Here is a 24,664-nt window from a genome sequence, read left to right as displayed (position 1 = left end):
ATGAAAACAGAAACCTCACAAATCATCCTTAAAGCAGAGCAACTTTCTATTGGCTACAAAACTAAGAAAGCTGAAACAGTTATTGCTTCAAATATTAATTTTGAATTAAAAAAAGGCCAACTTATTGGCTTAGTTGGCGCCAACGGCATTGGCAAATCAACCTTACTAAGAACACTCATTAAAGTACAACCTGAATTATCGGGTTCAATTCTACTTAACGATAAAAACCTTAAATCGACTTCGATTGTAGAACTCGCCAAACAATTAAGTATTGTGTTGACAGAGCCTTTAACGTCTAAAAATTTATCAGTTTTCGAGTTGGTATCTTTAGGTCGACATCCTTATACCAATTGGATAGGCAACCTCACCGAAAATGATACTGCAATTATTAAAAAGGCCATGACATTGGTTAATATTTTCGAATTAAAAGATAAAAAATGCTACGAGCTTAGTGATGGGCAGTTACAAAAAGTAATGATTGCAAGAGCTTTAGCCCAAGATACAGCTATTATTGTTTTAGACGAGCCCACCTCACATCTCGATATGTATCATAAGGCCTACATTTTAAAGTTGCTTCAAAAGTTAACCAAAGATACAGGTAAAACCATATTATTTTCTTCGCATGAAATTGATTTAGCCATTCAATTATGTGATACCATGATTGTAATGCAAAAGGATAATGTAGTTTGCAATCAACCTTGTCAATTAATTACGGAAGGTATTTTTGAATCCCTTTTCCCTAAAGACCTGATTGTTTTTGATGATAAAACAGGAAGCTTTAGAGTGACGAAATAATTTTACTGTTTCTTCAGTTCAATTTTATTTTCATTTTCATTTTCAACTTCAATTTCCTTTTTATAAATTATCTTTGAAAAATATCCATTTTCAAACTATGAACGACTCACTAATTCTATTTTTAGCTATTATTATTTCTGCAGGTATCGGAGCATTTATTGGTCTCAAATTTTCTCAATTAAAGAGTAAAAGTGACAAAAGCACTTTAGAAGAGCGTAATGCTAATTTGCAACAACAATTCAATGAATTCAAAATCCATTCTGAAACTGAAAATCAAAAACAGAATCAATTTTTCACGCAACAATTAACAGATTTGAAAGAAACGGTTTCTAAAATTGAAATTGAACGTGAAGCGATTAGACAAGAAAAAGACTTTTTAAATACGGAACTTTCGAGACGTAATTCGGAATACGAGAATCTTGAAAAAATAAACCTAAAACGCGACGAAGAACTCATCTTACAACAAGAGCAGTTGCGAAAGGATTTTGAGCTAATGGCCTCTAAAATATTAGATGAAAAATCTGAAAAATTCACACTTCAGAATAAAGAGAACATCAAAAATATATTAAATCCTTTACAAGAAAAAATACAACTCTTTGAGAAAAAAGTTGATGATACGCAAAAGGAAAGTATCAGCATGCACTCGGCTTTAAAAGAGCAGTTAGTGGGGCTTAAAGATCTTAATCAAATTATGGCAAAAGAAGCCACAAACCTTACCCGTGCGTTAAAAGGAGATAGTAAAACACAAGGAAATTGGGGCGAATTAGTCTTAGAGCGTGTCTTAGAAAAATCAGGATTAGAGAAAGATAGAGAATATTTTGTACAACAAAACTTTCAGCGTGAGGATGGTTCTCGTGTGATGCCAGATGTAGTATTACATCTACCGGATTCTAAAAAAATGATTATAGATTCTAAAGTGTCATTAACCGCTTACGAGCAGTTTGTAAACGCTGAAGACGACCAACGTCCTCTGTTTTTAAAAGCGCATGTGAATTCAATTAAGAAACACGTAGATCAGCTTTCTGCTAAAAATTATCAAGATTTATACGATATTGAATCACCCGATTTTGTATTGATGTTTATTCCTATTGAACCTGCTTTTGCAGTCGCCATTAATGAAGATAATTCATTGTACAATAAAGCTTTTGAACAGAATATTGTAATCGTTACACCTTCTACCCTTTTGGCAACTTTACGTACCATAGATTCTATGTGGAATAACGAAAAACAGCAACAAAATGCTTTAGAAATTGCGAAACAAGCTGGTGCGCTTTATGATAAATTTGAAGGCTTGGTTATAGACTTAACTGGTGTTGGTAAAAAGATTGATGCCGCTAAGAGTGACTATTCAGCTGCGATGAATAAGTTGGTGGATGGAAAAGGTAATCTTATTTCTCGAGTCGAGAAGATTAAAAAAATGGGAGCTAAAGCTAAGAAATCACTTCCTGAAAGTTTTATCAAACGTGCTAATGAAGATGATTTATAAAATAGTCCTATTTAAAGGCATAATTACAAATATGCCATAATAAAGGCATAAATTAGATTATTCCGTTTTAAAGGCATATATTTGAGGGTAATATAAGAATATATGACAAGTATAATTACTGGTGATATTATAAAATCTAGAGAAGCAACGAGCCAAAGTTTATGGTTAGACACCTTAAAAACGGCTTTAAGCACACTATCTACGCACACTTCTGACTACGAAATCTACAGAGGAGATAGCTTTCAAATTGAATGTAGTGATGCGCTCAACGGTTTCAAAAATGCTGTATATTTAAAAGCATGTATTAAAACGATAAAAGGTTTAGATGTGCGACTTGCTATTGGTATCGGAGACAAAACGTATCAAGGTAAAACGGTAAGCGAATCTAACGGTGAAGCTTTTATATATTCTGGTGAAACTCTTGAAACCTTAAAAAAAGAGAAAGTCAATCTAAAACTTAAGACCAACAGCGACGTGATAAATACAGAGCTTAATCTTTATTTTAAACTTGCTTTAATTGCCATGGATAATTGGACAGTAAACTCTGCAGAGGTTGTGAAACTCAGCATAGAACACCCAAATATGATTCAATCTGACTTGGCTAAGCTTATTAACATAAGTCAAGATGCAGTAAGTAAACGCCAAAAACGTGCGTATTTAGACGAAATTTTAGAATTAGACCATTTATTTAGGCAGAAAATAGACCAATTATGATGTTACTCATTTTAAAACTTTTCTTGGCACACCTTATTGGAGATTTCTTTCTTCAGCCCACAAATTGGGTAAAACATAAAGAGCAAAAGAAACTAAAATCCGTTTGGTTGTATGTACATGTTGCGGTTCATCTGGCCTTAATGTTTGTATTCGTTTGGGATTTATCATACACTCCATTAATATTAGGTATTGGTTTGTTACACCTAATTATCGATGGCTTAAAGCTTATTCTTCAACGTAAAAAAACAAAACGTTTATATTTTTTATTAGATCAGTTATTCCATATTATTTCAATCGTTGGGTTAACAGCACTTCTATATGTTGATGATTTTGACTTCTCTTTGATTTTAGATGCTCAGCTTCTACTCTTGATAATTTGTGTGGCCTTTTTAACAAAGCCTACATCTATAATAATGAAAACCATTTTCTCTAAATGGAACATTTCAAAACTGACAAAAGACAACGAATCATTAAAAGATGCAGGCACCTATATTGGTGTTTTAGAACGCCTTTTAGTATTTGTCTTTGTCATTTTAGGCCATTGGGAAGCCGTGGGATTTTTAATAACGGCAAAATCCGTTTTTAGATTTGGAGATCTCACGGCATCTAAAGAACGAAAATTAACAGAATACATTTTAATAGGTACATTAATCAGTTTTGGCATTGCTATAATGACTAGTTTGCTATACTTAACTCTTATAAATTATGTTTAAACCCACTGAAGATTCTAGGATTCAGATTTCAGAATTAATGAAACCATCTCATGCCAATTTTGGCGGAAAGATCCATGGCGGTTACATTTTGAGTCTAATGGATAATGTTGCTTTTGCTTGCGCATCAAAGCACTCTCGCAGTTATTGTGTCACAGCATCCGTTAATAAAGTCAACTTCTTAAATCCAATTGAAGTTGGAGAATTAGTAACCATGAAAGCCTCAGTAAATTACGTAGGTAATTCCTCCATGGTTGTAGGCATAAGAGTAGAATCTGAGAACATTAGAACAGGCGCAACAAAACATTGCAATTCTTCTTATTTTATAATGGTCGCTGTTGATGAAGAGGGCAATAAAGTTTCTGTTCCCGGTTTAATTTTATCCAATAAATTAGCGGCAAAACGCTTTATTAAATCTATAATTAGACAAGAAAGCGATACTAAACGAAGTATGGATTTAGAGAATCTCTATAAAAATTTAGACCAACACTTAGAAAAGCTCGAGGATTACAAAGTCCAAGTTGCCTTTAAATAGAAAAAAGGCTAGTTCAAAAATGAACTAGCCTTTTTTTTATAAATAATTATGGCTATTTTACTGTTTAATAAAACGTTTAGTGTGTGTAACTGTGTCATCAGTTATTCTCACTAAATAAACTCCACTTTTCCAATTAGAAACGTCAATTGAAGATTCTAATTTAGTTATTAGACCTTTATAGATTCGTTTTCCTAAGACATCAAAAACTTCTAATTTTAAATCTTCACTTGTATTAAGTAATTTAATATTAAGTTTATTCTTAGCCGGGTTAGGTGCAATAGTAAATTCATTATTTTGAATCTCAATTGAACTTAAGCCCGTTCCGCTATTAGAAACTTGAGTTGCCGGTGCCTGAGCAAACGAATATGCCACTATAAAAAAGAGTAAGAAAAGTAATTTTAATTTCATATAAGTAGGGCATTGATTAATGCTAAGTTAGTAATTATTAATGAATAACACTTACACTTCATCGAAAACCATGCCATTATTTACTTAAATACATTTTTCTTCTCGCATATAAATCATAAAACTGATCGTCCTTTAAATTCTCAATAAATAAGATACTTTCTCCTGTACTTTTCATTTCTGGCCCCAATTGTTTATTAACGTTTGGAAACTTATTAAATGAAAATACAGGTTGCTTAATAGCGTACCCTTCTAATTGCGGATTAAAATTAAAATCAGTCACTTTTTTCTCTCCTAACATTACCTTAGTTGCATAATTTACATACGGTTCTTTGTACGCTTTTGCGATAAAAGGAACTGTACGTGATGCTCTAGGATTGGCCTCAATAATGTAAACAATATCATCTTGAATAGCGAATTGAATATTAATTAAACCAATAGTATTTAAGGCTCTTGCAATAGTATGGGTATGATCTATAATTTGCTGCATTACCAAATCACCCAAATTGAAGGCTGGTAATAATGCATTACTGTCACCTGAATGAATTCCACACGGCTCAATATGCTCCATTATACCAATAATATGAACATTACCATCTGCATCACAAATAGCATCTGCCTCTGCCTCTATCGCACCATCTAAATAATGATCTAATAACAACTTATTACCAGGAATAGATTTTAATAAATCGATTACATGAGATTCTAGCTCTTGTTTATTAATTACAATTTTCATCCCTTGGCCTCCTAATACGTAAGAAGGTCTCACTAGAATCGGAAAATCTAAGACATCTGCAATAGCTAACGCTTCATCTGCTGATTCAGCAACATCAAATTCTGGGTATGGAATATTATGTTCTTTTAATATATTTGAAAAACTTCCTCTATCTTCGGCTAAATCTAAAGATTGGAAGCTCGTTCCCATAATTTTAATACCATAGCGCTCTAGCTTTTCAGCAAGCTTTAAAGCTGTTTGACCACCTAATTGAACAATAACACCTTCTGGCTTTTCATGTTGAATGATATCATAAATATGTTCCCAAAATACAGGTTCAAAATATAATTTGTCTGCAATATCAAAATCGGTAGAAACCGTTTCTGGGTTACAGTTAATCATTATAGTTTCATAACCACATTCTGCAGCTGCCAATACACCATGCACACAACAATAATCAAATTCGATACCTTGACCAATTCTATTTGGACCAGAACCTAAAACAATAATTTTCTTTTTATCTGTAACGACACTCTCGTTTTGTACATAAACAGATCCGTCTGGTTTTTCTACTTCACTTTCAAAAGTTGAATAATAATATGGTGTCTGTGCTTTAAACTCGGCAGCACAAGTATCTACTAATTTAAATACACGATTGATACTTAATTCGCTTCGTTTATTATAAACTTCACTTTCTAAACAACCTAACATATGTGCTATTTGTCTGTCACCATAGCCTTTTTGCTTAGCTTCTAACAATAGTTCGCGCTCAATAGTATTGATTTTAAAGGTCGAAATCTCTTTTTGAAGTTGAAACAATTCTTCATATTGCTTCAAAAACCACATATCAATTTTTGTGATTTCATGAATACGACTCAATGGAATTCCCATAGCGACTGCATCATAAATCACAAATACACGATCCCAACTGGCATGTGTTAATTTTTCAATTATAGTATCGTAATCTTTATTACTTTTACCATCTGCTCCTAATCCGTTTCTCGAAATTTCTAAAGATTGTGTGGCTTTATGAAGTGCTTCTTGGAACGAACGACCAATTGCCATCACTTCACCAACAGACTTCATTTGTAACCCTAATGTACGATCTGAACCTTCAAACTTATCGAAGTTCCAGCGTGGAATTTTTACTACAACGTAATCTAAAGTTGGCTCAAATAACGCAGATGTTGATTTTGTAATCTGATTATCTAATTCATCTAAATTATAACCAATAGCTAATTTTGATGCAATCTTGGCAATAGGATAACCTGTTGCTTTACTCGCTAATGCAGAAGAACGAGATACACGTGGATTGATTTCAATGGCGATTATTTCCTCTTCATCATCAGGACTCACAGCGAATTGCACATTACAACCACCTGCGAAATCACCAATACTTCGCATCATATGAATGGCCATATCTCGCATTTTCTGATACGTTTTATCAGATAATGTCATTGCAGGCGCCAATGTAATTGAGTCTCCGGTATGAATTCCCATCGGATCCATATTTTCAATTGTACAGATAATAACTACATTATCGTTTTTATCTCGTAATAACTCTAATTCGTATTCTTTCCAACCGATTAAAGCTTTGTCAATCATGACTTCGTGAATTGGAGAAACCTCCAAACCACGCGTTAGCATTTCGTCAAAATCTTCTTCTTTATATACAAAAGAAGCGCCTTCCCCACCTAAGGTGTACGATGCTCTAATTACTAAAGGGAAACCAAATTCTTGTGCAATTTCCTTACCTTTTAGATACGAGGTTGCTGTTGCTTGAGGTGCCATTCCAACACCAATCTTTAACATTAACTCTCTAAATTGTTCTCTGTCTTCAGTAATATTAATAGCATCAATATCTACCCCTATAATATCGACGCCAAAATCTTTCCAAATTCCTTTTTCGTCAGCCTCAATACAAAGATTTAACGCCGTTTGTCCTCCCATGGTAGGTAATACAGCATCAATTTGCGGATGATTCTTTAAAATTTGAATTAGTGATTTAGTAGTTAATGGCAACAAATATACATGATCCGCCATCGTGGGATCAGTCATTATCGTTGCAGGGTTAGAATTAATAAGAATAGTTTCAATTCCATCTTCTCTTAATGATCGAAGCGCTTGAGAACCTGAGTAATCGAATTCACAGGCTTGCCCTATAACTATAGGACCAGAACCGATAAGTAAAACAGATTTTATGTTTTTGTTTTTTGGCATGAGACTTTATGTTTAGTGAAATTGCAAATGTGTTTCATATGTCATTTGCAGATGCAAAAATAGTTATCAATAGGATACAAAAAAAGGCGTTACACCTAAGTAACGCCCTAATATATTAACAATTGTTAATCATTATTTTTTATGTCTTGTTTCTGTAGATACAGATAATTTCTTTCTTCCTTTAGCTCTTCTACGCGCTAAAACTTTTCTTCCGTTAACAGAAGCCATTCTTTCTCTGAAACCGTGCTTGTTTTTTCTTTTTCTTTTTGACGGTTGAAACGTTCTTTTTGGCATGTCTTATATATTTTATAAACTAATAATCATTTTTCAATTTGAGAGGGTCTCTCAAAACTGCGTGCAAATATACAACAAGTTTTTACTTTAGCAAGAAGCAAAAGAAAAATTTTGTTTAGAATTTTAACTCTTAGATTTTATTATCTTTGCGCTCTGCAAAAATACACAGAAATATGTTTAATAAAAATATAAAACTAGTCATTGCCGCGTTAATTATTGGTTTCGGCGTCTATCAATTCACTGAAGGTAACATTGGTAATGGTATAATGTACCTTTTACTTTCTACGATATTCATTTTCCTTTATTTTAAAAATGAAATGATTCTACTAGCATTTTTAAAACTCAGAAAACAAGATTTTGTTGGAGCTAAAAAGTGGTTAGATAAAATAAAGAACCCTGAAGGCGCTTTAGTAAAAAAACAACAAGGCTATTTAAATTATCTAAACGGTATTATGGTGTCTCAAACAAATATGAACGAAGCTGAAGGCTATTTTAAGAAAGCAATTAGTTTAGGTTTATCAATGGATCACGATTTAGCAATGGCGAAACTGAATTTAGCCGGAATCGCTTTTTCTAAACGCAGAAAGCCAGAAGCGCAAAAATTATTAGCTGAAGCTCAGAAATTAGACAAAAGAGATATGCTTGCTGAGCAAATTAAGATGATGAAAGATCAAATGAAAAAAGCGACCATGCCAAAACAGCAATACGGGCAACCAACATCTGCTAGACAAAACCGAAGAAGCAGACGATAATAGTTTACAATATAGGAGCCATTAAACGCGCAACTGCCTCAATTAGTTTTGTGCGTTTAGAGCGGTTTTTCCAAGATTCTAAATCTAACCTTTCGCAATGCTTTAAATCATCATTAAAGAAGTCCGTTAACTCACTACTGATTTTTTCATTATAGATTAAAGCATTCACCTCAAAATTAATATTGAAACTTCTATAATCCATATTGGTTGTCCCTACGGTACAAAATACGCCATCAACAACCATCGTTTTGGCATGGATAAATCCTTTAGTGTAGCGATAGACCTCTACTCCCGCCTCTAAAAGCATTTCTAAATAAGAATTTGTTGCATATTCTGCAATCCAAGAATCCGACGTTTTTGGAACAATAATTTTAACCTCTTTATTACTCCGAGCCAAAACTTGAAGCGCTGTAACTATTTCGCTATTTGGAATAAAATAAGGTGTTGTAATATACACATGGTCTTCTGCATTTGTAATAGCCACAAAAATAGCCTCCATAATATTAGACCAATCTGTATCCGGACCACTAGCTGCAATTTGAAGTGGAACATTTTCTTTACAATTATGCTTTGGAAAATATGTTTTTGAAATTTCTAATTTGTCGCCACTAACAAAATCCCACGTTGTAAAAAATAATATTTGTAATGGTTTTACAGCTTCTCCTATAATACGAATATGTGTATCTCTCCAATACCTCGTGTTATTAGCATTGACATAATCATCAGAAACATTAATACCACCAACATAGCCAATTTTTCCATCGATCACAACAATTTTACGATGATCGCGATAATTCATTTTTCCTGTTGAATTAGAAAACCGAACCGGCATAAAGGAATGCATTTCTATACCACATTCCTTTAACTTACGTTTCATCTTAGACGTTATAGAGCTTCCAACGTCATCTATTGCTATTCTAATTTCTAATCCTTCATTTGCTTTTTTACATAATAAATTGAGCAATTCAGTTCCTATTATGTCATCTTTAATTATAAAATATTCAAGATGGATATGGTATTCTGCTTCTTCAATATCTTTAAATAATAATCTAAATTTTTCGTCACCATTTTTAATGAGTTTTACATCATTATTAATGGTCAGTTTTGATTTTTCATTATTGTATAATAAAGGTATGACTTTAGATTTTTGATCTAATAAATCATCAACTTCGTTGACCTCCTTACTATCTAGCTCTAATTCGCTTTGAATTCTTTTAACAATCGATTGATTTAAAACATTCTTTCTAGAGAAAATTTTATTCTTTCGGTACTCTTGCCCAAATAGGTAATAGACAATTAAACCTAAAAAAGGTAAAGCCAATAGACCAATAATGTAACTTAAAGCCTTTGTTGGATTTACCTTTTTTAATAAAATAGTAACCACTGCAGACAAAGCAACCGTATAATTGAGAACAATTAAAATTTGCCAAATATGGTTTTTTAAGAACTCCAAAATTTATGGATTGGTATTATAATACCCTTCTTTCGGAATCTCTATAAAATACGATTTCCTAGATTTATTATTTAAATGAGGTTCTCTTAACCAAGGATTATGAAGTTTTAGGATTTTATAGTTAACACCAAATTGTTTAGCAAACTTTGCAAAATCAGTTACCGCAGTATCAACTTTTACTTTATAAGTTGGCACTTCTTTGTATAAATGTGATTTATTAAAATTAAAGCCATACTTCTCTGGATTAGAAAGTATTTCTTTTAAAGCCACTATTCTAAACACATAACGACCAGTTTCTTCACCTAAGAGTAAATCGTAATAACCAGAAACGTCTTGTTCTTTTAATCGTCTAGACACGCCATAATTACCTGCATTATATGCTGCTGCTGCTTTGGTCCATGACCCTAAACTTGCTTTTGCCTTCTTTAAATAATCGCAAGCAACTTCCGTGGCTTTTTCTAGATTATAACGTTCATCAACATTATCGTTAACCTCTAGACCATTTTCACGTCCGGTGGCAGACATAATTTGCCAAACACCACTTGCACCTGCTGGCGATTTTGCAGTTTGAACCAATCCACTTTCAATTACTGCTAAATATTTAAAATCATCTGGCACACCATTTTTCTTCAAAATTGGCTCTATTATTGGAAAATATTTTTGAGCACGCTTAAACATTAAAAGTCCATTAGATTGCCAATATGTATTTACCAATAGCTCCCTATCCATACGCTCATAAATATCCGGATCGTTAACCGGTACAACTTCACCTGCAAAGTTTAAATTTTCTGGCATTTCTAAGGCGTACACATTATAACTATTTACGATAGGGTCTTCTTTCCCTACTAAATAATCTGGTATCGCCATCTCATCTGGTGACTTTTGCATTGAAAAAATAAATAAGCCTGATATACAAATCACACCTATTAGTGCTAAACTATTTTTTATAATTTTCATGTGTTCTATTTTAATTTAATTGAATATTTATAGTCTCCGACATCGTTCACACCTCTGAATAACAACACCTTAAACATAAACATTCATCATTTTTCTTTTTTATAAATGTAATCAATCTAAGAACAGTATTCAACTTCAAGCTTCAATAAGTTTTGGTAAATTTTCGTTAAACCACTTATACTTACTAATCACCATAATATGCGTACCGCCTTTAACAACTATACAATTCCCCCCACAAGAATGGGGAAAAACGGCATCGTTATCACCATGAATATAAACAGCCTCTGGATGCGGTTCTTCTTGACTCCAACAAACCACTTGCTTAATAGCCCAATCCAAGTAAGTTTTATCACTTACAGAAAGGTATTTCTTATATAAATCTACACGTTTCTTTACAGTCTCACCGAAAGCATATTTAGCTAAAAGGTCTATATTACTCACTAAAGATGTAGGTAATATTTTGTAAGCTTTAGTTACTTTAAGTAGTTTTAATCGTTTAGGAAGTTCGTGATGAGACTTAACACTCGAAACAACTATTAATTTTTTTACACTTATATACTTACTCATTTCCTGAACTAAAATACCACCAAAAGACACCCCTAATAAAACGATATTATTATGTTCTATAAATTGACACATACGTTGTGCGTAAGCATTAAGCGTTTCATTGATATCAGGAATTTGCCACTCTAACCAATGAATTTTATAATCCTCCTCGGGTAATTTAATATGTTCAAAAATCGTTGGATTTGCAGCCATGCCTGGCATTAAATAAACATGTGTTAATTTACGATTCATTGGTCTTAAAACTTTTAAATGGTCGTCTTAATTAATTACAATTTAAGGTTTTAACACGGACAACCTGAAACATTCGTTGATTTTTTGTACCTTTGCACAGCAAAACTATATAAAATATAGTATCTACACTGCCAACCGCTGAATTTAATAAAAAGAAATTATGACAGAAACTGCTCAGTTAATTGACAACGACTTCCTGCGTCAATTTGAATTAAATGTTGAAAACGAAATGGCAATTATTGAATATTCTTTGCAGGAAAGGAAGATATTCTTAACAAAAATGATTATTCCAGATGCTATTAGAACCGAAGAATTTGAATTAGATTTTATAGATTTAGTTTTTTCTAATATTAAAGAACGAAACATCAGTGTGGTGCCAACAAGTCCTGAAATTGCTAAATTTGTAAGACGTAACAGAAAATATAAGCGCATGCTTCCTGTAGGTATTCGCATATAACTGCAGAAAATTAACACATAAAAAAAACCGAAACTTTAAAAGTTTCGGTTTTTTTTATGTGTTAATTTGATAAACTTACTGTTTCGTATAAATGAGTTTTAAATCTTTAGTTTCGATGACTTCAGAAAAATCTTCAGTATAAATTTTTACCGAATTTTTATAGATTGTTGTTAAGGTATCCCCACTTAATACATAATCTCTATTTGAAATTTTAATTGTAGTTTCTTCAATGATTTGAAACTCAGACGCGAAACTTATTATACCTTCCGTGTTACAGTCCGAAATTATTTTATATTCATTTGTTCCCTCTTCTTTGTAATACTTTAGTGGATTAGAAAACTCATTGCCTGAAAACACAGTACCATTATTTTCAAATGTTAGTGTCTCTTTTGTATTACAGTCTAATTCTTTAATGAGATTTTCATTAGACACCCCATCTTTATTTACATCAAAGGGGAGGTCAATTGTACGCGTCGTTAATAACCAAACTCCAATAACGTGGTGTTCATTATTATCTGAACACGAAACCGCAGAGCTCAATAAAACAATAAGAAGAAAAGCAGATGCTATTTTTTTCAATGTAAAATCCTTAATTAAAAGTCAAATATAAAACGAAATAACTTATTTATAGGAAAATACCTATTATTAAAACATAAAAATCTAATTAGTGAAGTGTTAAATCTTCTTGAAACTCAAATCGAACGAGGCCATCTTCATCTATCTTAGTTAATCTCACTTTCTCTAATGTGTTAACTAACTCTGGATTCCACGGTGTTTTTACTTTGACATAGTTTTCTGTAAACCCATGAATATAACCTTCCTTGTTTTCGCTTTCAAACAACACAATACGGTCCGTATCTAATTGATTTTCATAAAAAGCACGACGCTTTTTAGCAGATAAACCTCTCAACATTTTACTGCGCTTAACTCTTTTTGCCTTAGAAACAACATCTGGCATTTTTGCCGCTTCAGTGTTATCGCGTTCAGAATATTGAAACACGTGTAAATATGAAATATCTAATGAGCTTAAGAAATTATAAGTTTCTAGAAAAACATCATCAGTTTCCCCAGGAAAACCTACTATTACGTCTACACCAACGCAAGCATGAGGCATGACTTCTTTTATTTTTGAAACTCTATCTATATACAATTCCTTCATATAGCGGCGTTTCATCTTCTTTAATATCTCATTACTTCCGCTTTGTAATGGAATATGAAAATGAGGTACAAATGCTCGCGAATTTGAAACCAAGTCTATAGTTTCATTTTTCAACAAATTTGGTTCTATTGACGAAATTCGTAAACGTTCTATGCCTTCAACTTTATCTAATTGCTTGACTAAATCTAAAAATGTATGTTCGTGTTTTTTATTCCCAAATTCTCCTTTTCCGTAATCACCAATATTAACACCCGTTAATACAATTTCTTTAATCCCTTGTTCCGAAATCTCTTGAGCATTCTTCAAAACATTGGTCATGGTATCACTACGAGAAATTCCTCTAGCTAAAGGAATGGTGCAATACGTACATTTATAATCACAACCATCTTGTACTTTTAAAAATGCTCTTGTTCTGTCTCCAATAGAATAGCTACCAACATAGAAATCTGCTTCTTCTATTTCACATGAATGAACTTCACCAAAATCATTTTTAGTTAAATCGTTTAAGTAGTCGGTTATCTTAAATTTTTCTGTGGCCCCCAAAACCAAATCTACACCATTTACATCTGCTAATTCCTCTGGCTTTAATTGCGCATAGCAACCAATGGCCGCGACAAAAGCATCTGGATTACTTTTCTGAGCCTGCTTTACAATAGTTTTAAAACGCTTGTCTGCATTTTCGGTTACCGAACAGGTATTTATCACATAAATATCAGCCGATTCTTTAAAATCTACACGATCAAAACCTTCTTCTGCAAAACCTCTTGCAATTGTAGACGTTTCTGAAAAATTCAATTTACAACCTAATGTATAAAATGCGACTTTTTTTGTTGGATTCATTCTTGTACTTTTACCAAGTTGGCAAATTTACAACATATAACTTATATGCTAAAGCTCGTACGATTCTTATTCAATAGTTTACTATGTGGAGCCATCTTCTTAATGGCTATTTCTTGTACTTCAAAACAAAATGAACCATTAGACCACCTCGTTTTTAGATATAATGAACATAAAAATATAGGATCCTTAGACCCTGCATTTTCTAAAGATTTAGCAGACATTTGGGCTACGCATCAATTATTTAATGGACTAGTACAAATGGACGACCAACTCAATGTAAAACCCTCTATTGCTAAATATTGGTCCATTACTGATAGTGCGAAAACTTACACTTTTACACTTAGAGATGATGTGTTTTTTCATAAGCATGAATTGTTTAGTACTTCAACTTCGCTGAACAACCAAGATTCTACAAGGATAGTTACAGCATCTGATTTTGAATATAGCTTAAACCGCTTACAAAATAAAGCAATTGCGTCTCCAGGAAGTTGGGTTTTAAATAAGGTTGAAGACTTTTCTGCTGTTAACGATTCTACATTTCAGATTAAATTGAAACAAGCTTTCCCTGCATTTTTAGGCTTATTAACCATGAAATATTGTTCTGTAGTGCCAAAAGAAATTGTGGAACACTATGGTAACGATTTTAGATCTCACCCTATTGGCACGGGGCCTTTTAAATTTAAACGTTGGGAAGAAAATTTAAAATTAGTATTCAGAAAAAATGACAGCTATTTTGAAAGAGACTCTATAAACCAAAAGTTGCCGTATCTTGAAGCTGTAGCCATTACTTTTTTACCAGATAAACAAAGTGAATTTCTACAATTTGCCCAAGGTAATATTGATTTTGTATCTGGTTTAGACGGCTCTTATAAAGATGAAATCTTAACTACCGTCGGGCAACTAAAATCGAATTATATTAATGACGTAAATATGATTCGCGGCCCTTATCTTAATACAGAATATCTCGCTTTTTTTATGGCAAGTGAAGTTAGCACGATTCAATCTTTAAAACTCCGAAAAGCGATTAATGTAGGTTTTGACCGTAACAAAATGATGATGTATTTAAGAAATGGTATCGGAATTCCTGCAAATGGTGGTTTTATCCCAAAAGGTTTACCTGGTTTTAATGCCACAATTGGTTATGACTACCAGCCCGATTTAGCAAAGCAATTGGTATCCGAGTTTAAAGTAGAAACAGGAATTAATAATCCAGAAATTACATTAACCACTACAAGTAATTATTTAAGTTTTTGCGAATTCATTCAACGAGAACTGCAAAAAACAGGTTTGTTGGTTGCTATTGATGTTATTCCACCTTCGAGTCTTAAAGACGCAAAAGCCAATGGTCAAGTCGATTTTTTTAGAGCGAGTTGGATTGCGGACTATCCTGATGCTGAGAACTACTTATCCCTATACTATAGTAAGAATTTTGCCCCGAAGGGTCCTAATTACACCCATTTTAAGAATAATGCATATGACGCTATGTATGAAGCTGCATATTTAGAAACAGATTATAATAAACGCATAGAACTGTATACTAAAATGGATTCTTTACTTATGGCGTCTGCGCCAATAGTGCCTATGTTTTATGATGAAGTGGTTAGATTTACGAGAAAGAATGTCACTGGTTTAGGAATTAATGCGACTAATTTATTAGAACTGAAATCCGTTAAAAAGAGTGCAATTCAAAATTAAACACTCCAATTAATCGTTACTCTTAAATCCTGAAAAATAATACAAATCATCTCTGCCCTCACCTCTTAAGCGTCGCGACGATAAGTACCCTGTAGATAAATCATCATTGAGAAAGAATGAGAAATCATCACCAATACTATTTATAGGTTCATCTAAAGATACAGCAATCTGTTCAGGATTATCGTTCTTTAAATCATAAGAATACACATCTAAAGAACCTTTACCCCCTCTTCTATCAGAAGAAAAGTAAAGTTTGTTATCTGTGCTTACAAAAGGATAAAGCTCTGTTCGAGAAGAATTAATACTATCGGATAATTTTGTTACTTCACCATAACTTTTATGATCCGACACTGAAACTTTATATAAATCTGATTTCCCCTTTGTCCCTTCAACATCTGCAATAAAATACAAGGTTGAACCATCTGGAGATAAAGCCGGATGTGCATAATTAAATGCAGGGTCACAAAATGGTAAATCTTCAAAGTTTGTCCACCCTTTATCTTCAATATATTCAGCTCTTTTGATTAAAAGTTTATTAACTTTTTTATCCTTTAATTTATCCTCTCCCTTTCTGTTATGATTACCGGTGAAGTACATATATTTTCCATCTTCTGAGTGAGTTGTAACAGACATATTAAACTGGCCATATTCTGTTTTCTTTATAAGTTCGATATCTTTTATCTCACCATTGTTATCAACGATACCAGAATATACTCCAAAAAGTTCCTGAGAAAAATCATCTGTTATTGCTCTCCCTCTTTTTGTGACAAGATTAGAGCTAAAAAACACTTTATCATTTACAACTCTAGCTGCAAAATGATCTAGTTTGGTGTTAATTTCAAGTTTTTTAATTTCAATCTCTTGTGAAAATCCGAGACTTATCAAAAATAAAAAAAGTAAGGTAAATTTAGGCTTTAACATGGCTTTAGTCTTTTCTATATTGCTTTGATTCTTCAAAAATATGATTTAAAATTGCTTTGTCTATATCTGTGAATTCCTCTTTACGTCGTCCCATTACCACTTCTGCAACTTCAAAGGCCTTATTCGTTTTATACGTTACAAATCCTTTGCTTCCTCCCCAAGAGAAACTCGGCACAAAGTTTCTAGGAAAACCACTTCCGAAGATATTAGCGCTCACACCAACAACGGTACCTGTATTAAACATGGTATTAATACCGCATTTACTATGATCTCCCATCATTAATCCACAAAACTGTAAGCTTGTTTTAGCAAAACCTTCCGTTTGGTAATCCCAAAGTCTAACTTCTGCGTAATTATTTTTTAAATTACTAGTATTCGTATCTGCCCCTAGATTACACCATTCGCCTATAACAGAATTCCCTAAGAAACCATCATGGCCTTTATTGGAAAAGCCAAAAATAACTGAGTTACTTACTTCTCCTCCAACTTTACTATGTGGTCCTACAGTCGTTGGGCCATAAATCTTACTCCCCATTTTTAATGTAGCATTGTTACATAACGCAAAAGGACCTCTTACAATAGAACCTTCCATAACTTCGGCATCTCTACCAATATAGATTGGACCAGAACTAGCATTTAATGTTGCAAAATTTAAGGTCGCTCCTTTTTCGATAAAAATATTTTCGGGATTAATGGTATTTATTGTCGCAGGTATTGGTTGCGATTCTCTATCCTTAGTAATTAAACTAAAATCTTCAATAATCGCCTCACCATTCAGCCTAAAAATATCCCAAGTATGTTCAATTTTTAAAAGATCCCCCTCAAACTCTATCGCTTCAAAGGTTGAAAAATCACTAACTTCTTCACCTTCTTCAATAAAAAAGGCTACGACATCTTCGCCTTTAAATAGCGCTTGATTTTTGGTTAAGTTTTTAACAACTTCTGCAACTTCCATATTAGGTAGAAAAGTAGCGTTAATCATAATATTATTTTCCATTTCTACCATCGGAAACTTCTCAGATAAGTAATCTTCGGTAACAGTTGTCGTGGTATAATCAATATACGATTCCCATTTTTGGCGTATCGTTAAAATACCAACTCTTAAGTCTGCAACTGGTCTTGTAAAAGTAAATGGCAGAAGATTATTACGATAAGGACCGTCAAATAATATGTAATTCATGGCGAGATTTTGAGTTATAAATTGACATTTAGATGCGTGAAGCTTATAAACTCAACTTAATTATAAGATCAAAAATAATGTAATTGCTTAAAATAAAAAAGCCTTTCTGATCACAGAAAGGCTTTTTATAAATATTATTAAGCAAAGTTTATTTTTTAAACTTTGCGTATTTGTTTTTGAACTTGTCGATACGACCAGCTGTATCTACTAATTTAGATTTACCTGTATAGAATGGATGAGATGTTCTAGAAATCTCCAATTTTACTAATGGATATTCAGTACCATCTAGATCGATAGTCTCACTTGTGTCTGCTGTAGATTTTGTTAAATATACCTCTTCGTTAGACATATCTTTAAACGCTACTACTCTATAATTTTCTGGATGTATTCCTGCTTTCATCACTAAATGCTTTAAATGTATTCGATTTTTCGAGGTGCAAATTTAACCAATTTTTATAAATCTACAATCTTTTTGACAAATTTTATTTAGTAAAAGTATGTAACATTTATGTAACTTTGAATACTAACTAGAAAAACCAACTTAATTATGGAAAAAACTTTAAAATCTGTAGCAGTTAATTACGGAGTTTATTTGAGTCTTATTTTAGTTTCATTTACAATAATAGGTTATGCTATAGACCTAGAATTATTAGTGAATTTTTGGCTTGTAATGTTATTACTACCTTTAGTCAGTATTATTTTTGGAATTATTTCTTGTGCAAAGGCTAAATCCATGCTAAATGGATTTATTAGCTTCAAACAAGCGTTTTCATCATATTTTATAACGATCGCAATAGGTATTTTCATTAGCACACTCGTTACATTTATATTATTCAATTATGTGGATCAAGATGCCGCAATAATTCTTAAAGAAATTGTACTTGAAAAAACATCGACTTTAATGGAAAGTTTCGGAGCTCCAGCTAGTGAAATAGAAAAAGCGATGATTGAAATGGAAAAACAAGATACCTTTGCAATCGGAACACAAATAAAATCTTTAGCTCAAGGCTTTGTCTTTTATTCAATAATTGGACTTCTTGTTGCTTTGGTTATGAAAAAAAATGATCCTAACGAAGCTTAAATAATTTCTTTATTTTTGAAGTGTAGAAATTAGACTTAAACATATGGATATATCAGTAGTAATTCCACTACTTAACGAACGCGACTCTTTAAAAGAATTACACGATTGGATAGTATCAGTAATGCTATCCAATCAGTTTTCTTATGAAATTCTTTTTATAGACGACGGTAGCACTGATAAATCATGGCAAATTATTTCTGAACTAGGTGAAATTAATCCTAAAGTAAAAGGTATTAAGTTTCTAAAAAACTTTGGGAAATCACAAGCCTTGCATGCTGGTTTTGCGAAAGCAGAAGGAGATGTAGTCATTACGATGGATGCGGATTTGCAAGATAATCCTGAAGAAATCCCAGAACTTTTTAAAATGATAAAAGGTGATGGTTTTGATCTTGTTTCTGGCTGGAAAAAGAAGCGTTACGATTCTTATTTCTCTAAAAATTTACCTTCAAAATTATTCAATTGGGCAGCAAGACGTACTTCTGGTGTTACTTTAAATGATTTTAATTGCGGCTTAAAAGCCTATAGTAATACCGTAGTAAAACATATTGATGTGTACGGCGAAATGCATCGCTACATCCCTGTTCTTGCTAAAAATGCAGGATTCACGAACATAGGGGAAAAAGTAGTACAGCACCAAGCCCGTAAATATGGCCATACTAAATTTGGGATGAATCGCTTTGTAAATGGCTTTTTAGATCTCATTACCATTTGGTTTGTATCCCACTTTGGAAAAAGACCAATGCACTTATTTGGGGCACTTGGCGTCATCATGTTTTTTATCGGGTTTTGTTTTTCCTTTTATTTAGGTATGGACAAGCTATTTTTAAACCCCGCAGGACGACTCATTACAGACCGACCACAATTCTACATTGCATTATCTACCATGATTATAGGTTCGCAATTATTTATCGCAGGCTTCTTGGGCGAACTTATTTTACGCTCTAACCGGCAACAACAACGCTATTTTATAAAAGAAAATTTGAATCTTTCTTGATAAACTAATTTTATTGTTTACAAGACTTATTAAAATTTTGAATTGTTTATTTTTGTTAATAAATCCACTTTATCCATGATACATATTAAACCAGAAATTTTAGAACGTATAAATTCTTGGCTAACACCAACTTTTGATGACCATTCTCAAAAGGAAATTAAAAACATGATTGCCTCTAATCCTAAAGAATTAGAAGAGAGTTTTTATAAAGATCTCGAATTTGGAACTGGTGGAATGCGAGGTATTATGGGATTAGGCACCAACCGAATCAATAAATATACTTTAGGAAAAAACACACAAGGTTTAAGTAACTACTTAAAAGAATCCTTCCCAAACGAAGAATTAAAAGTTGCGATTGCCTATGATTGTAGGCATAATAGCCAATCTTTCGGAAAGCTTGTTGCTGATGTATTTTCAGCTAATGGTATTAAAGTGTTTTTGTTTGAAGAATTAAGACCAACACCAGAATTATCATTCGCGTTAAAACATTTAGACTGCCATTGTGGTATCGTTTTAACAGCGTCTCATAACCCACCAGAATACAATGGATATAAGGTATACTGGCAAGATGGTGGTCAATTAGTGCCACCACAAGATGCTGCTGTAATCGCTGAAATAAATCGTTTAGATTATTCTGAAATTAAGTTTGAAGCTAATTCCGATTTAATTCAATATATAGGTAAGGACGTTGATGATGTATTCATTGATGCTTCTGTAAAAAATGGAAGTTTTGATACTTCGAAAGAAGCTAAAGAAAATCTAAATATTGTATTTACCTCTTTACATGGTACTTCAATTACAGCCGTTCCAGAAACCTTAAAACGTGCAGGCTATACCAATGTAAATATTGTTGAAGAACAACGTGTCCCTAATGGTGATTTCCCAACGGTAGTCTCTCCAAATCCTGAAGAACCAGAAGCTTTAAAAATGGCTATAGCACTTGCAGGAAAAGTTGATGGAGATATTGTTATTGGTACAGATCCAGATTGCGATCGTTTGGGAGTTGTGGTGCGAAACTTAGAAAATGAATTGGTGATTCTTAACGGAAATCAAACGATGATTTTAATGACTAATTTTCTATTAAACCAATGGAAAAATGAAAATAAAATAAACGGAAACCAATTTATAGCCTCTACAATTGTATCTACTCCAATGATGTCTGTTTTGGGTGATTCTTATGACGTAGAGTGTAAAATTGGATTAACTGGTTTTAAATGGATTGCAAAAATGATTAAAGACTTCCCAACCATGGATTTTATTGGAGGAGGTGAAGAAAGTTTTGGATTTATGGTAGGTGACTTTGTTCGCGATAAAGATGCTGTAACTTCTACGCTATTAGCTATTGAAATTGCTGCACAAGCAAAAGAAAAGGGCAAAACTATGTATCAAGAATTAATTGATTTATATGTTGAACATGGTTTTTTTAAAGAGCGCTTAGTATCTATAACTAAAAAAGGAATTGAAGGAGCACAAGAAATTAAACAAATGATGATTGATGCTAGAGAAAATCCGCTAAAAGAAATCAACGGCGAAAAAGTAGTCTTAATTGAAGATTACCAATTATCTATTTCTAAAAACCTTCAATCTAACGAAGAAACAACTATAGATATTCCAAAATCTAATGTATTAATTTACTACACTGAAAACGGAAGTAAAATTGCACTTAGACCAAGTGGTACAGAACCAAAAATCAAATTCTACATCAGCGTAAATGCTGACCTTGACAATTCGGCAGACTTTGCGACAACGGAGCAATTGTTGGATAATAGAATTAATGCGATTTTAGCAGACATGAATTTATAGTAGATGAATTATATAAAGAAACTCATACCTTTTGCACTACCTTACAAGAAGTATGCGTATTTAAACATTTTCTTCAATATTTTATATGCCCTTTTTAGCACGCTTTCTTTTGTTGCTTTAATTCCAGTATTAAAAGTTATTTTTAGTGATCAACGTGAAGTAGCTATTAAGCCTACATGGCAAGGTTGGTTAAAACTCCAGAATTACGGTGAAGATTACCTTAATTTCTTTATGGTTGATAGCATAGAAAAGTATGGTGACTTTAAAGTGTTAATGATGATGGTAGGTGTTATAATAAGTATGTTTTTACTTAAAAACATTTCAAATTATCTCGCCATGTATTTCATTACGTTTTTAAGAAATGGAGTATTAAAAGATATCAGAAATAAGTTATACGATAAGATTGTAACACTACCATTGGCTTTTTATTCTGAAAAGTCAAAAGGTGATACCATCTCTAGAGTAAGTGCAGATGTTAATGAGGTAAGAAACTCATTTCTATCCATCTTAGAAATGATTGTAAGAGAGCCGCTTACTATATTGTTTTCATTAATTACCATGCTGGTTCTTAGTCCTAAGCTGACCTTATTTGTTCTCGTATTTATTCCTATATCAGGTTTTATAATCTCTAAAATCGGTAAATCGTTAAAGAAAGGATCGTTAAAAGTTCAAAAAGAGCAAGGCATCTTTTTATCTGTTTTAGAAGAAACTATGGGAGGTTTGAGAATTATCAAAGCCTTTAACGTAGAAAAAATGTTTGCTGGTAAATTTGAAGACAGTAATGCTAGATATTATAAGTATTCTAACAAACTATTAAACCGACAAAATTTAGCATCTCCTCTAAGTGAATTATTAGGTATTATTGTTATTGGTGTGTTACTCGTTTATGGTGGTTACCTCGTCTTTGTAGATAAAACAATGGATGCCAGTTTCTTTGTTGGCTATATAACATTAGCATATAACATTCTTACGCCTGCTAAAGCAATAGCTAAAGCAAGTTATAGCGTAAAACGTGGTGATGGTGCTGCCAATAGAATTCTAGAGTTTTTAGAAACAGAGAATGACATAAGAGAAATTGAAAATCCGATAGAAAAGCAAAATTTTGAAACGGAAATTACACTTGAAAATATTTCCTTTAAATACGAAGATCACTATGTTTTAAAGAACTTCAGTTTAGCAATCCCTAAAGGAAAATCCATAGCACTTGTTGGACAATCTGGAAGTGGTAAAAGTACTATCGCTAATCTCGTCACTCGATTTTACGATGTAAATGAAGGCAACATTTTAATTGATGGTGTAAATATTAAGGATCTTTCTAAAAAATGTTTGAGAGGTTTCTTAGGCTTAGTGAACCAAGACTCTATATTATTTAATGATACTGTAGCAAATAATCTAAGAGTCGGAAAAGAAGACGCTAATGATGATGAAATTATCGAAGCCTTAAAAATTGCTAATGCTTGGGAATTTGTTAAAGATTTACCTCAAGGTATTAACACTAACATTGGAGATTCTGGTGGAAAAATTTCTGGTGGACAAAAACAACGTATCAACATTGCCAGAGCTGTTCTTAAGAATTCACCGATAATGATTCTAGATGAAGCCACCTCAGCTTTAGATACTGAAAGTGAAAAATTAGTGCAAGATGCCTTAGAAAACATGATGAAAAACAGAACTTCGATTGTCATTGCACATAGACTTTCTACCATTCAAAATGCAGACCTTATTGTCGTAATGCAAAAAGGAGAAATTGCAGAACAAGGCACTCATGCAGAATTGATTGCTAAAAATGGAGTTTATAAAAAATTAGTGGAAATGCAAAGTTTCGATTCTTAAATAACCAGTTGCGCTAAGCGACAATAGAGAATAAAAAAAAGGATGTATATATTATACATCCTTTTCTTTTTTGTTATCAGATTTGGGGAACTGATAAACCATAATAGGTTAAGTTGAAACAAACATATACCAAATTAAAATAGCAAACAAGAAAAAACTGTATTTTATCGTTTATTTCAGTATTTTGTCGAAAAAAATGATTTTAAAACTCTGATTATCAACAAAAACTAAAAACAATAAATTTAACAGAAAAAATCAATTAAACTTTTAGTAATTTAAGAGGTCTTAATACCAAATGAAATCAATTGATTAACGAATCGGAATTTATAACCCGTTTAAAAAACCCTTTAACAAAAGAAGCAGCCTATAGAGAGTTATTACAGCTCTATAAGGAACGATTGTATTGGCATATTCGTAAAATTGTAATCAACCATAATGACGCTGATGACGCTTTGCAGAATACATTTATAAAGGTCTATCGTAGCATCGATAATTTTAAAGGGGAAAGTAAATTGTTTTCATGGCTGTATCGCATTGCTACTAACGAATCGATTACATTAATAAATAAAAATGCCAAACGTTTACAGATTAGTAACGAAGAACATCAAACCAGAGCTATCAATAATTTACAAGCCGATGTGTATTTTGAAGGAAATGATATCCAATTAAAATTACAGAAAGCCATAGCTACATTACCAGAGAAACAGCGATTAGTATTTAATATGCGCTATTTTGATGATTTAAAATATAAAGACATGGCCGATATTTTAGATACAAGTGAAGGAGCTTTAAAAGCGTCGTATCATATTGCAGCAAAAAAAATTGAAGCCTTTTTAACTTCAGATTAAACCATTTTAATAATTTGAA

Annotated in this window: 24 protein-coding genes; 13 read left to right on the top strand and 11 right to left on the bottom strand. The window is 32.5% G+C overall.

Going from position 1 to position 24,664, the window contains the following annotated elements:
* From HM986_RS07660 to HM986_RS07640, 5 genes are all read left to right on the top strand, one after another.
* Positions 1-795, top strand: coding sequence for an ABC transporter ATP-binding protein (locus tag HM986_RS07660; protein WP_179334499.1), 795 nt, complete (start codon positions 1-3; stop codon positions 793-795).
* Between the two features lie 97 nt (positions 796-892).
* Positions 893-2,281 (top strand): DNA recombination protein RmuC, encoded by a 1,389-nt coding sequence (gene rmuC / locus HM986_RS07655; RefSeq protein WP_179334498.1) that lies wholly within the window; start codon positions 893-895, stop codon positions 2,279-2,281.
* 102 nt (positions 2,282-2,383) lie between these two features.
* Entirely contained in the window at positions 2,384-2,995 is a 612-nt protein-coding gene (locus HM986_RS07650; RefSeq protein ID WP_179334497.1) for a transcriptional regulator, read from the top strand.
* Positions 2,992-3,708, top strand: coding sequence for a DUF3307 domain-containing protein (locus HM986_RS07645; protein WP_317167342.1), 717 nt, complete (start codon positions 2,992-2,994; stop codon positions 3,706-3,708). The genes HM986_RS07650 and HM986_RS07645 overlap by 4 nt, the downstream gene beginning before the upstream one ends.
* Positions 3,701-4,240, top strand: a complete 540-nt coding sequence (locus HM986_RS07640; RefSeq protein ID WP_179334496.1) for an acyl-CoA thioesterase — start codon at positions 3,701-3,703, stop codon at positions 4,238-4,240. Before HM986_RS07645 ends, HM986_RS07640 begins: the two co-directional genes overlap by 8 nt.
* A 57-nt stretch (positions 4,241-4,297) precedes the next feature.
* On the opposite strand, the gene HM986_RS07635 is transcribed toward HM986_RS07640, so the two are convergent.
* From HM986_RS07635 to rpmH, 3 genes are all read right to left on the bottom strand, one after another.
* A complete protein-coding gene (locus HM986_RS07635; RefSeq protein ID WP_179334495.1) occupies positions 4,298-4,648 on the bottom strand; it encodes a T9SS type A sorting domain-containing protein in 351 nt (116 codons plus the stop codon).
* Positions 4,649-4,724: 76 nt separating this feature from the next.
* On the bottom strand, positions 4,725-7,580 hold the full coding sequence (gene carB, locus HM986_RS07630) for a carbamoyl-phosphate synthase large subunit (protein WP_179334494.1): 2,856 nt from the start codon (positions 7,578-7,580) through the stop codon (positions 4,725-4,727).
* Between the two features lie 132 nt (positions 7,581-7,712).
* Positions 7,713-7,874, bottom strand: coding sequence for a 50S ribosomal protein L34 (gene rpmH / locus HM986_RS07625; protein WP_115809298.1), 162 nt, complete (start codon positions 7,872-7,874; stop codon positions 7,713-7,715).
* A gap of 173 nt (positions 7,875-8,047) precedes the next feature.
* Here rpmH and HM986_RS07620 point away from each other — a divergent pair, with 173 nt between their 5' ends.
* On the top strand, positions 8,048-8,626 hold the full coding sequence (locus HM986_RS07620; protein ID WP_179334493.1) for a tetratricopeptide repeat protein: 579 nt from the start codon (positions 8,048-8,050) through the stop codon (positions 8,624-8,626).
* Positions 8,627-8,630: 4 nt separating this feature from the next.
* On the opposite strand, the gene cls is transcribed toward HM986_RS07620, so the two are convergent.
* The 3 genes from cls to HM986_RS07605 all read right to left on the bottom strand — a co-directional run bounded on the left by cls (position 8,631) and on the right by HM986_RS07605 (position 11,834).
* Positions 8,631-10,079 carry a cardiolipin synthase gene (gene cls / locus HM986_RS07615; protein ID WP_218841416.1) on the bottom strand — a complete coding sequence of 483 codons (1,449 nt, stop codon included), beginning with the start codon at positions 10,077-10,079 and terminating at the stop codon, positions 8,631-8,633.
* A gap of 3 nt (positions 10,080-10,082) precedes the next feature.
* Positions 10,083-11,036: a lytic transglycosylase domain-containing protein gene (locus HM986_RS07610; protein ID WP_179334492.1), complete on the bottom strand. Its 954-nt coding sequence runs from the start codon at positions 11,034-11,036 to the stop codon at positions 10,083-10,085.
* Positions 11,037-11,171: 135 nt separating this feature from the next.
* On the bottom strand, positions 11,172-11,834 hold the full coding sequence (locus HM986_RS07605; protein WP_179334491.1) for an alpha/beta fold hydrolase: 663 nt from the start codon (positions 11,832-11,834) through the stop codon (positions 11,172-11,174).
* Positions 11,835-11,994: 160 nt separating this feature from the next.
* On the opposite strand from HM986_RS07605, the gene HM986_RS07600 reads away from it, so the two are divergent.
* A complete protein-coding gene (locus tag HM986_RS07600) occupies positions 11,995-12,291 on the top strand; it encodes an N-acetyltransferase (protein ID WP_179334490.1) in 297 nt (98 codons plus the stop codon).
* 75 nt (positions 12,292-12,366) lie between these two features.
* Here the strand turns inward: HM986_RS07600 and HM986_RS07595 are convergent, their stop codons facing one another.
* Together HM986_RS07595 and mtaB are read right to left on the bottom strand one after the other, a co-directional pair.
* Positions 12,367-12,870, bottom strand: a complete 504-nt coding sequence (locus HM986_RS07595; RefSeq protein WP_179334489.1) for a hypothetical protein — start codon at positions 12,868-12,870, stop codon at positions 12,367-12,369.
* 85 nt (positions 12,871-12,955) lie between these two features.
* Positions 12,956-14,290 carry a tRNA (N(6)-L-threonylcarbamoyladenosine(37)-C(2))-methylthiotransferase MtaB gene (gene mtaB / locus HM986_RS07590; RefSeq protein ID WP_179334488.1) on the bottom strand — a complete coding sequence of 445 codons (1,335 nt, stop codon included), beginning with the start codon at positions 14,288-14,290 and terminating at the stop codon, positions 12,956-12,958.
* A 45-nt stretch (positions 14,291-14,335) separates the two neighbouring features.
* Between mtaB and HM986_RS07585 the strand changes: the two genes are divergently transcribed.
* A complete protein-coding gene (locus HM986_RS07585) occupies positions 14,336-15,985 on the top strand; it encodes an ABC transporter substrate-binding protein (protein WP_179334487.1) in 1,650 nt (549 codons plus the stop codon).
* A gap of 9 nt (positions 15,986-15,994) precedes the next feature.
* Here the strand turns inward: HM986_RS07585 and HM986_RS07580 are convergent, their stop codons facing one another.
* From HM986_RS07580 to HM986_RS07570, 3 genes are all read right to left on the bottom strand, one after another.
* Positions 15,995-16,942 (bottom strand): TolB family protein, encoded by a 948-nt coding sequence (locus tag HM986_RS07580; protein WP_179334486.1) that lies wholly within the window; start codon positions 16,940-16,942, stop codon positions 15,995-15,997.
* On the bottom strand, positions 16,911-18,086 hold the full coding sequence (locus HM986_RS07575) for a GlmU family protein (RefSeq protein ID WP_179334485.1): 1,176 nt from the start codon (positions 18,084-18,086) through the stop codon (positions 16,911-16,913). The genes HM986_RS07580 and HM986_RS07575 overlap by 32 nt, the downstream gene beginning before the upstream one ends.
* 148 nt (positions 18,087-18,234) lie before the next feature.
* Entirely contained in the window at positions 18,235-18,486 is a 252-nt protein-coding gene (locus tag HM986_RS07570) for a type B 50S ribosomal protein L31 (RefSeq protein ID WP_020896857.1), read from the bottom strand.
* Between the two features lie 147 nt (positions 18,487-18,633).
* Between HM986_RS07570 and HM986_RS07565 the strand changes: the two genes are divergently transcribed.
* The 5 genes from HM986_RS07565 to HM986_RS07545 all read left to right on the top strand — a co-directional run bounded on the left by HM986_RS07565 (position 18,634) and on the right by HM986_RS07545 (position 24,645).
* Entirely contained in the window at positions 18,634-19,167 is a 534-nt protein-coding gene (locus tag HM986_RS07565) for a DUF4199 domain-containing protein (protein WP_179334484.1), read from the top strand.
* Between the two features lie 43 nt (positions 19,168-19,210).
* On the top strand, positions 19,211-20,161 hold the full coding sequence (locus HM986_RS07560; RefSeq protein WP_179334483.1) for a glycosyltransferase family 2 protein: 951 nt from the start codon (positions 19,211-19,213) through the stop codon (positions 20,159-20,161).
* A 75-nt stretch (positions 20,162-20,236) separates the two neighbouring features.
* The gene (locus HM986_RS07555) at positions 20,237-21,964 is read left to right on the top strand and encodes a phospho-sugar mutase (protein WP_179334482.1); all 1,728 of its coding nucleotides are present in this window, start codon (positions 20,237-20,239) and stop codon (positions 21,962-21,964) included.
* A 3-nt stretch (positions 21,965-21,967) separates the two neighbouring features.
* A complete protein-coding gene (locus tag HM986_RS07550; RefSeq protein ID WP_179334481.1) occupies positions 21,968-23,797 on the top strand; it encodes an ABC transporter ATP-binding protein in 1,830 nt (609 codons plus the stop codon).
* A 305-nt stretch (positions 23,798-24,102) separates the two neighbouring features.
* A complete protein-coding gene (locus HM986_RS07545) occupies positions 24,103-24,645 on the top strand; it encodes an RNA polymerase sigma factor (RefSeq protein ID WP_179334480.1) in 543 nt (180 codons plus the stop codon).
* The last annotated feature ends 19 nt before the right edge of the window (positions 24,646-24,664 follow it).

The sequence above is a fragment of the Winogradskyella costae genome, assembly GCF_013403865.1.
In the GTDB taxonomy this organism is placed as follows: domain Bacteria; phylum Bacteroidota; class Bacteroidia; order Flavobacteriales; family Flavobacteriaceae; genus Winogradskyella; species Winogradskyella costae.
The sequence above is the reverse complement of the archived record's forward strand: the minus strand, read 5'-3'. Positions and strand labels throughout refer to the sequence as shown.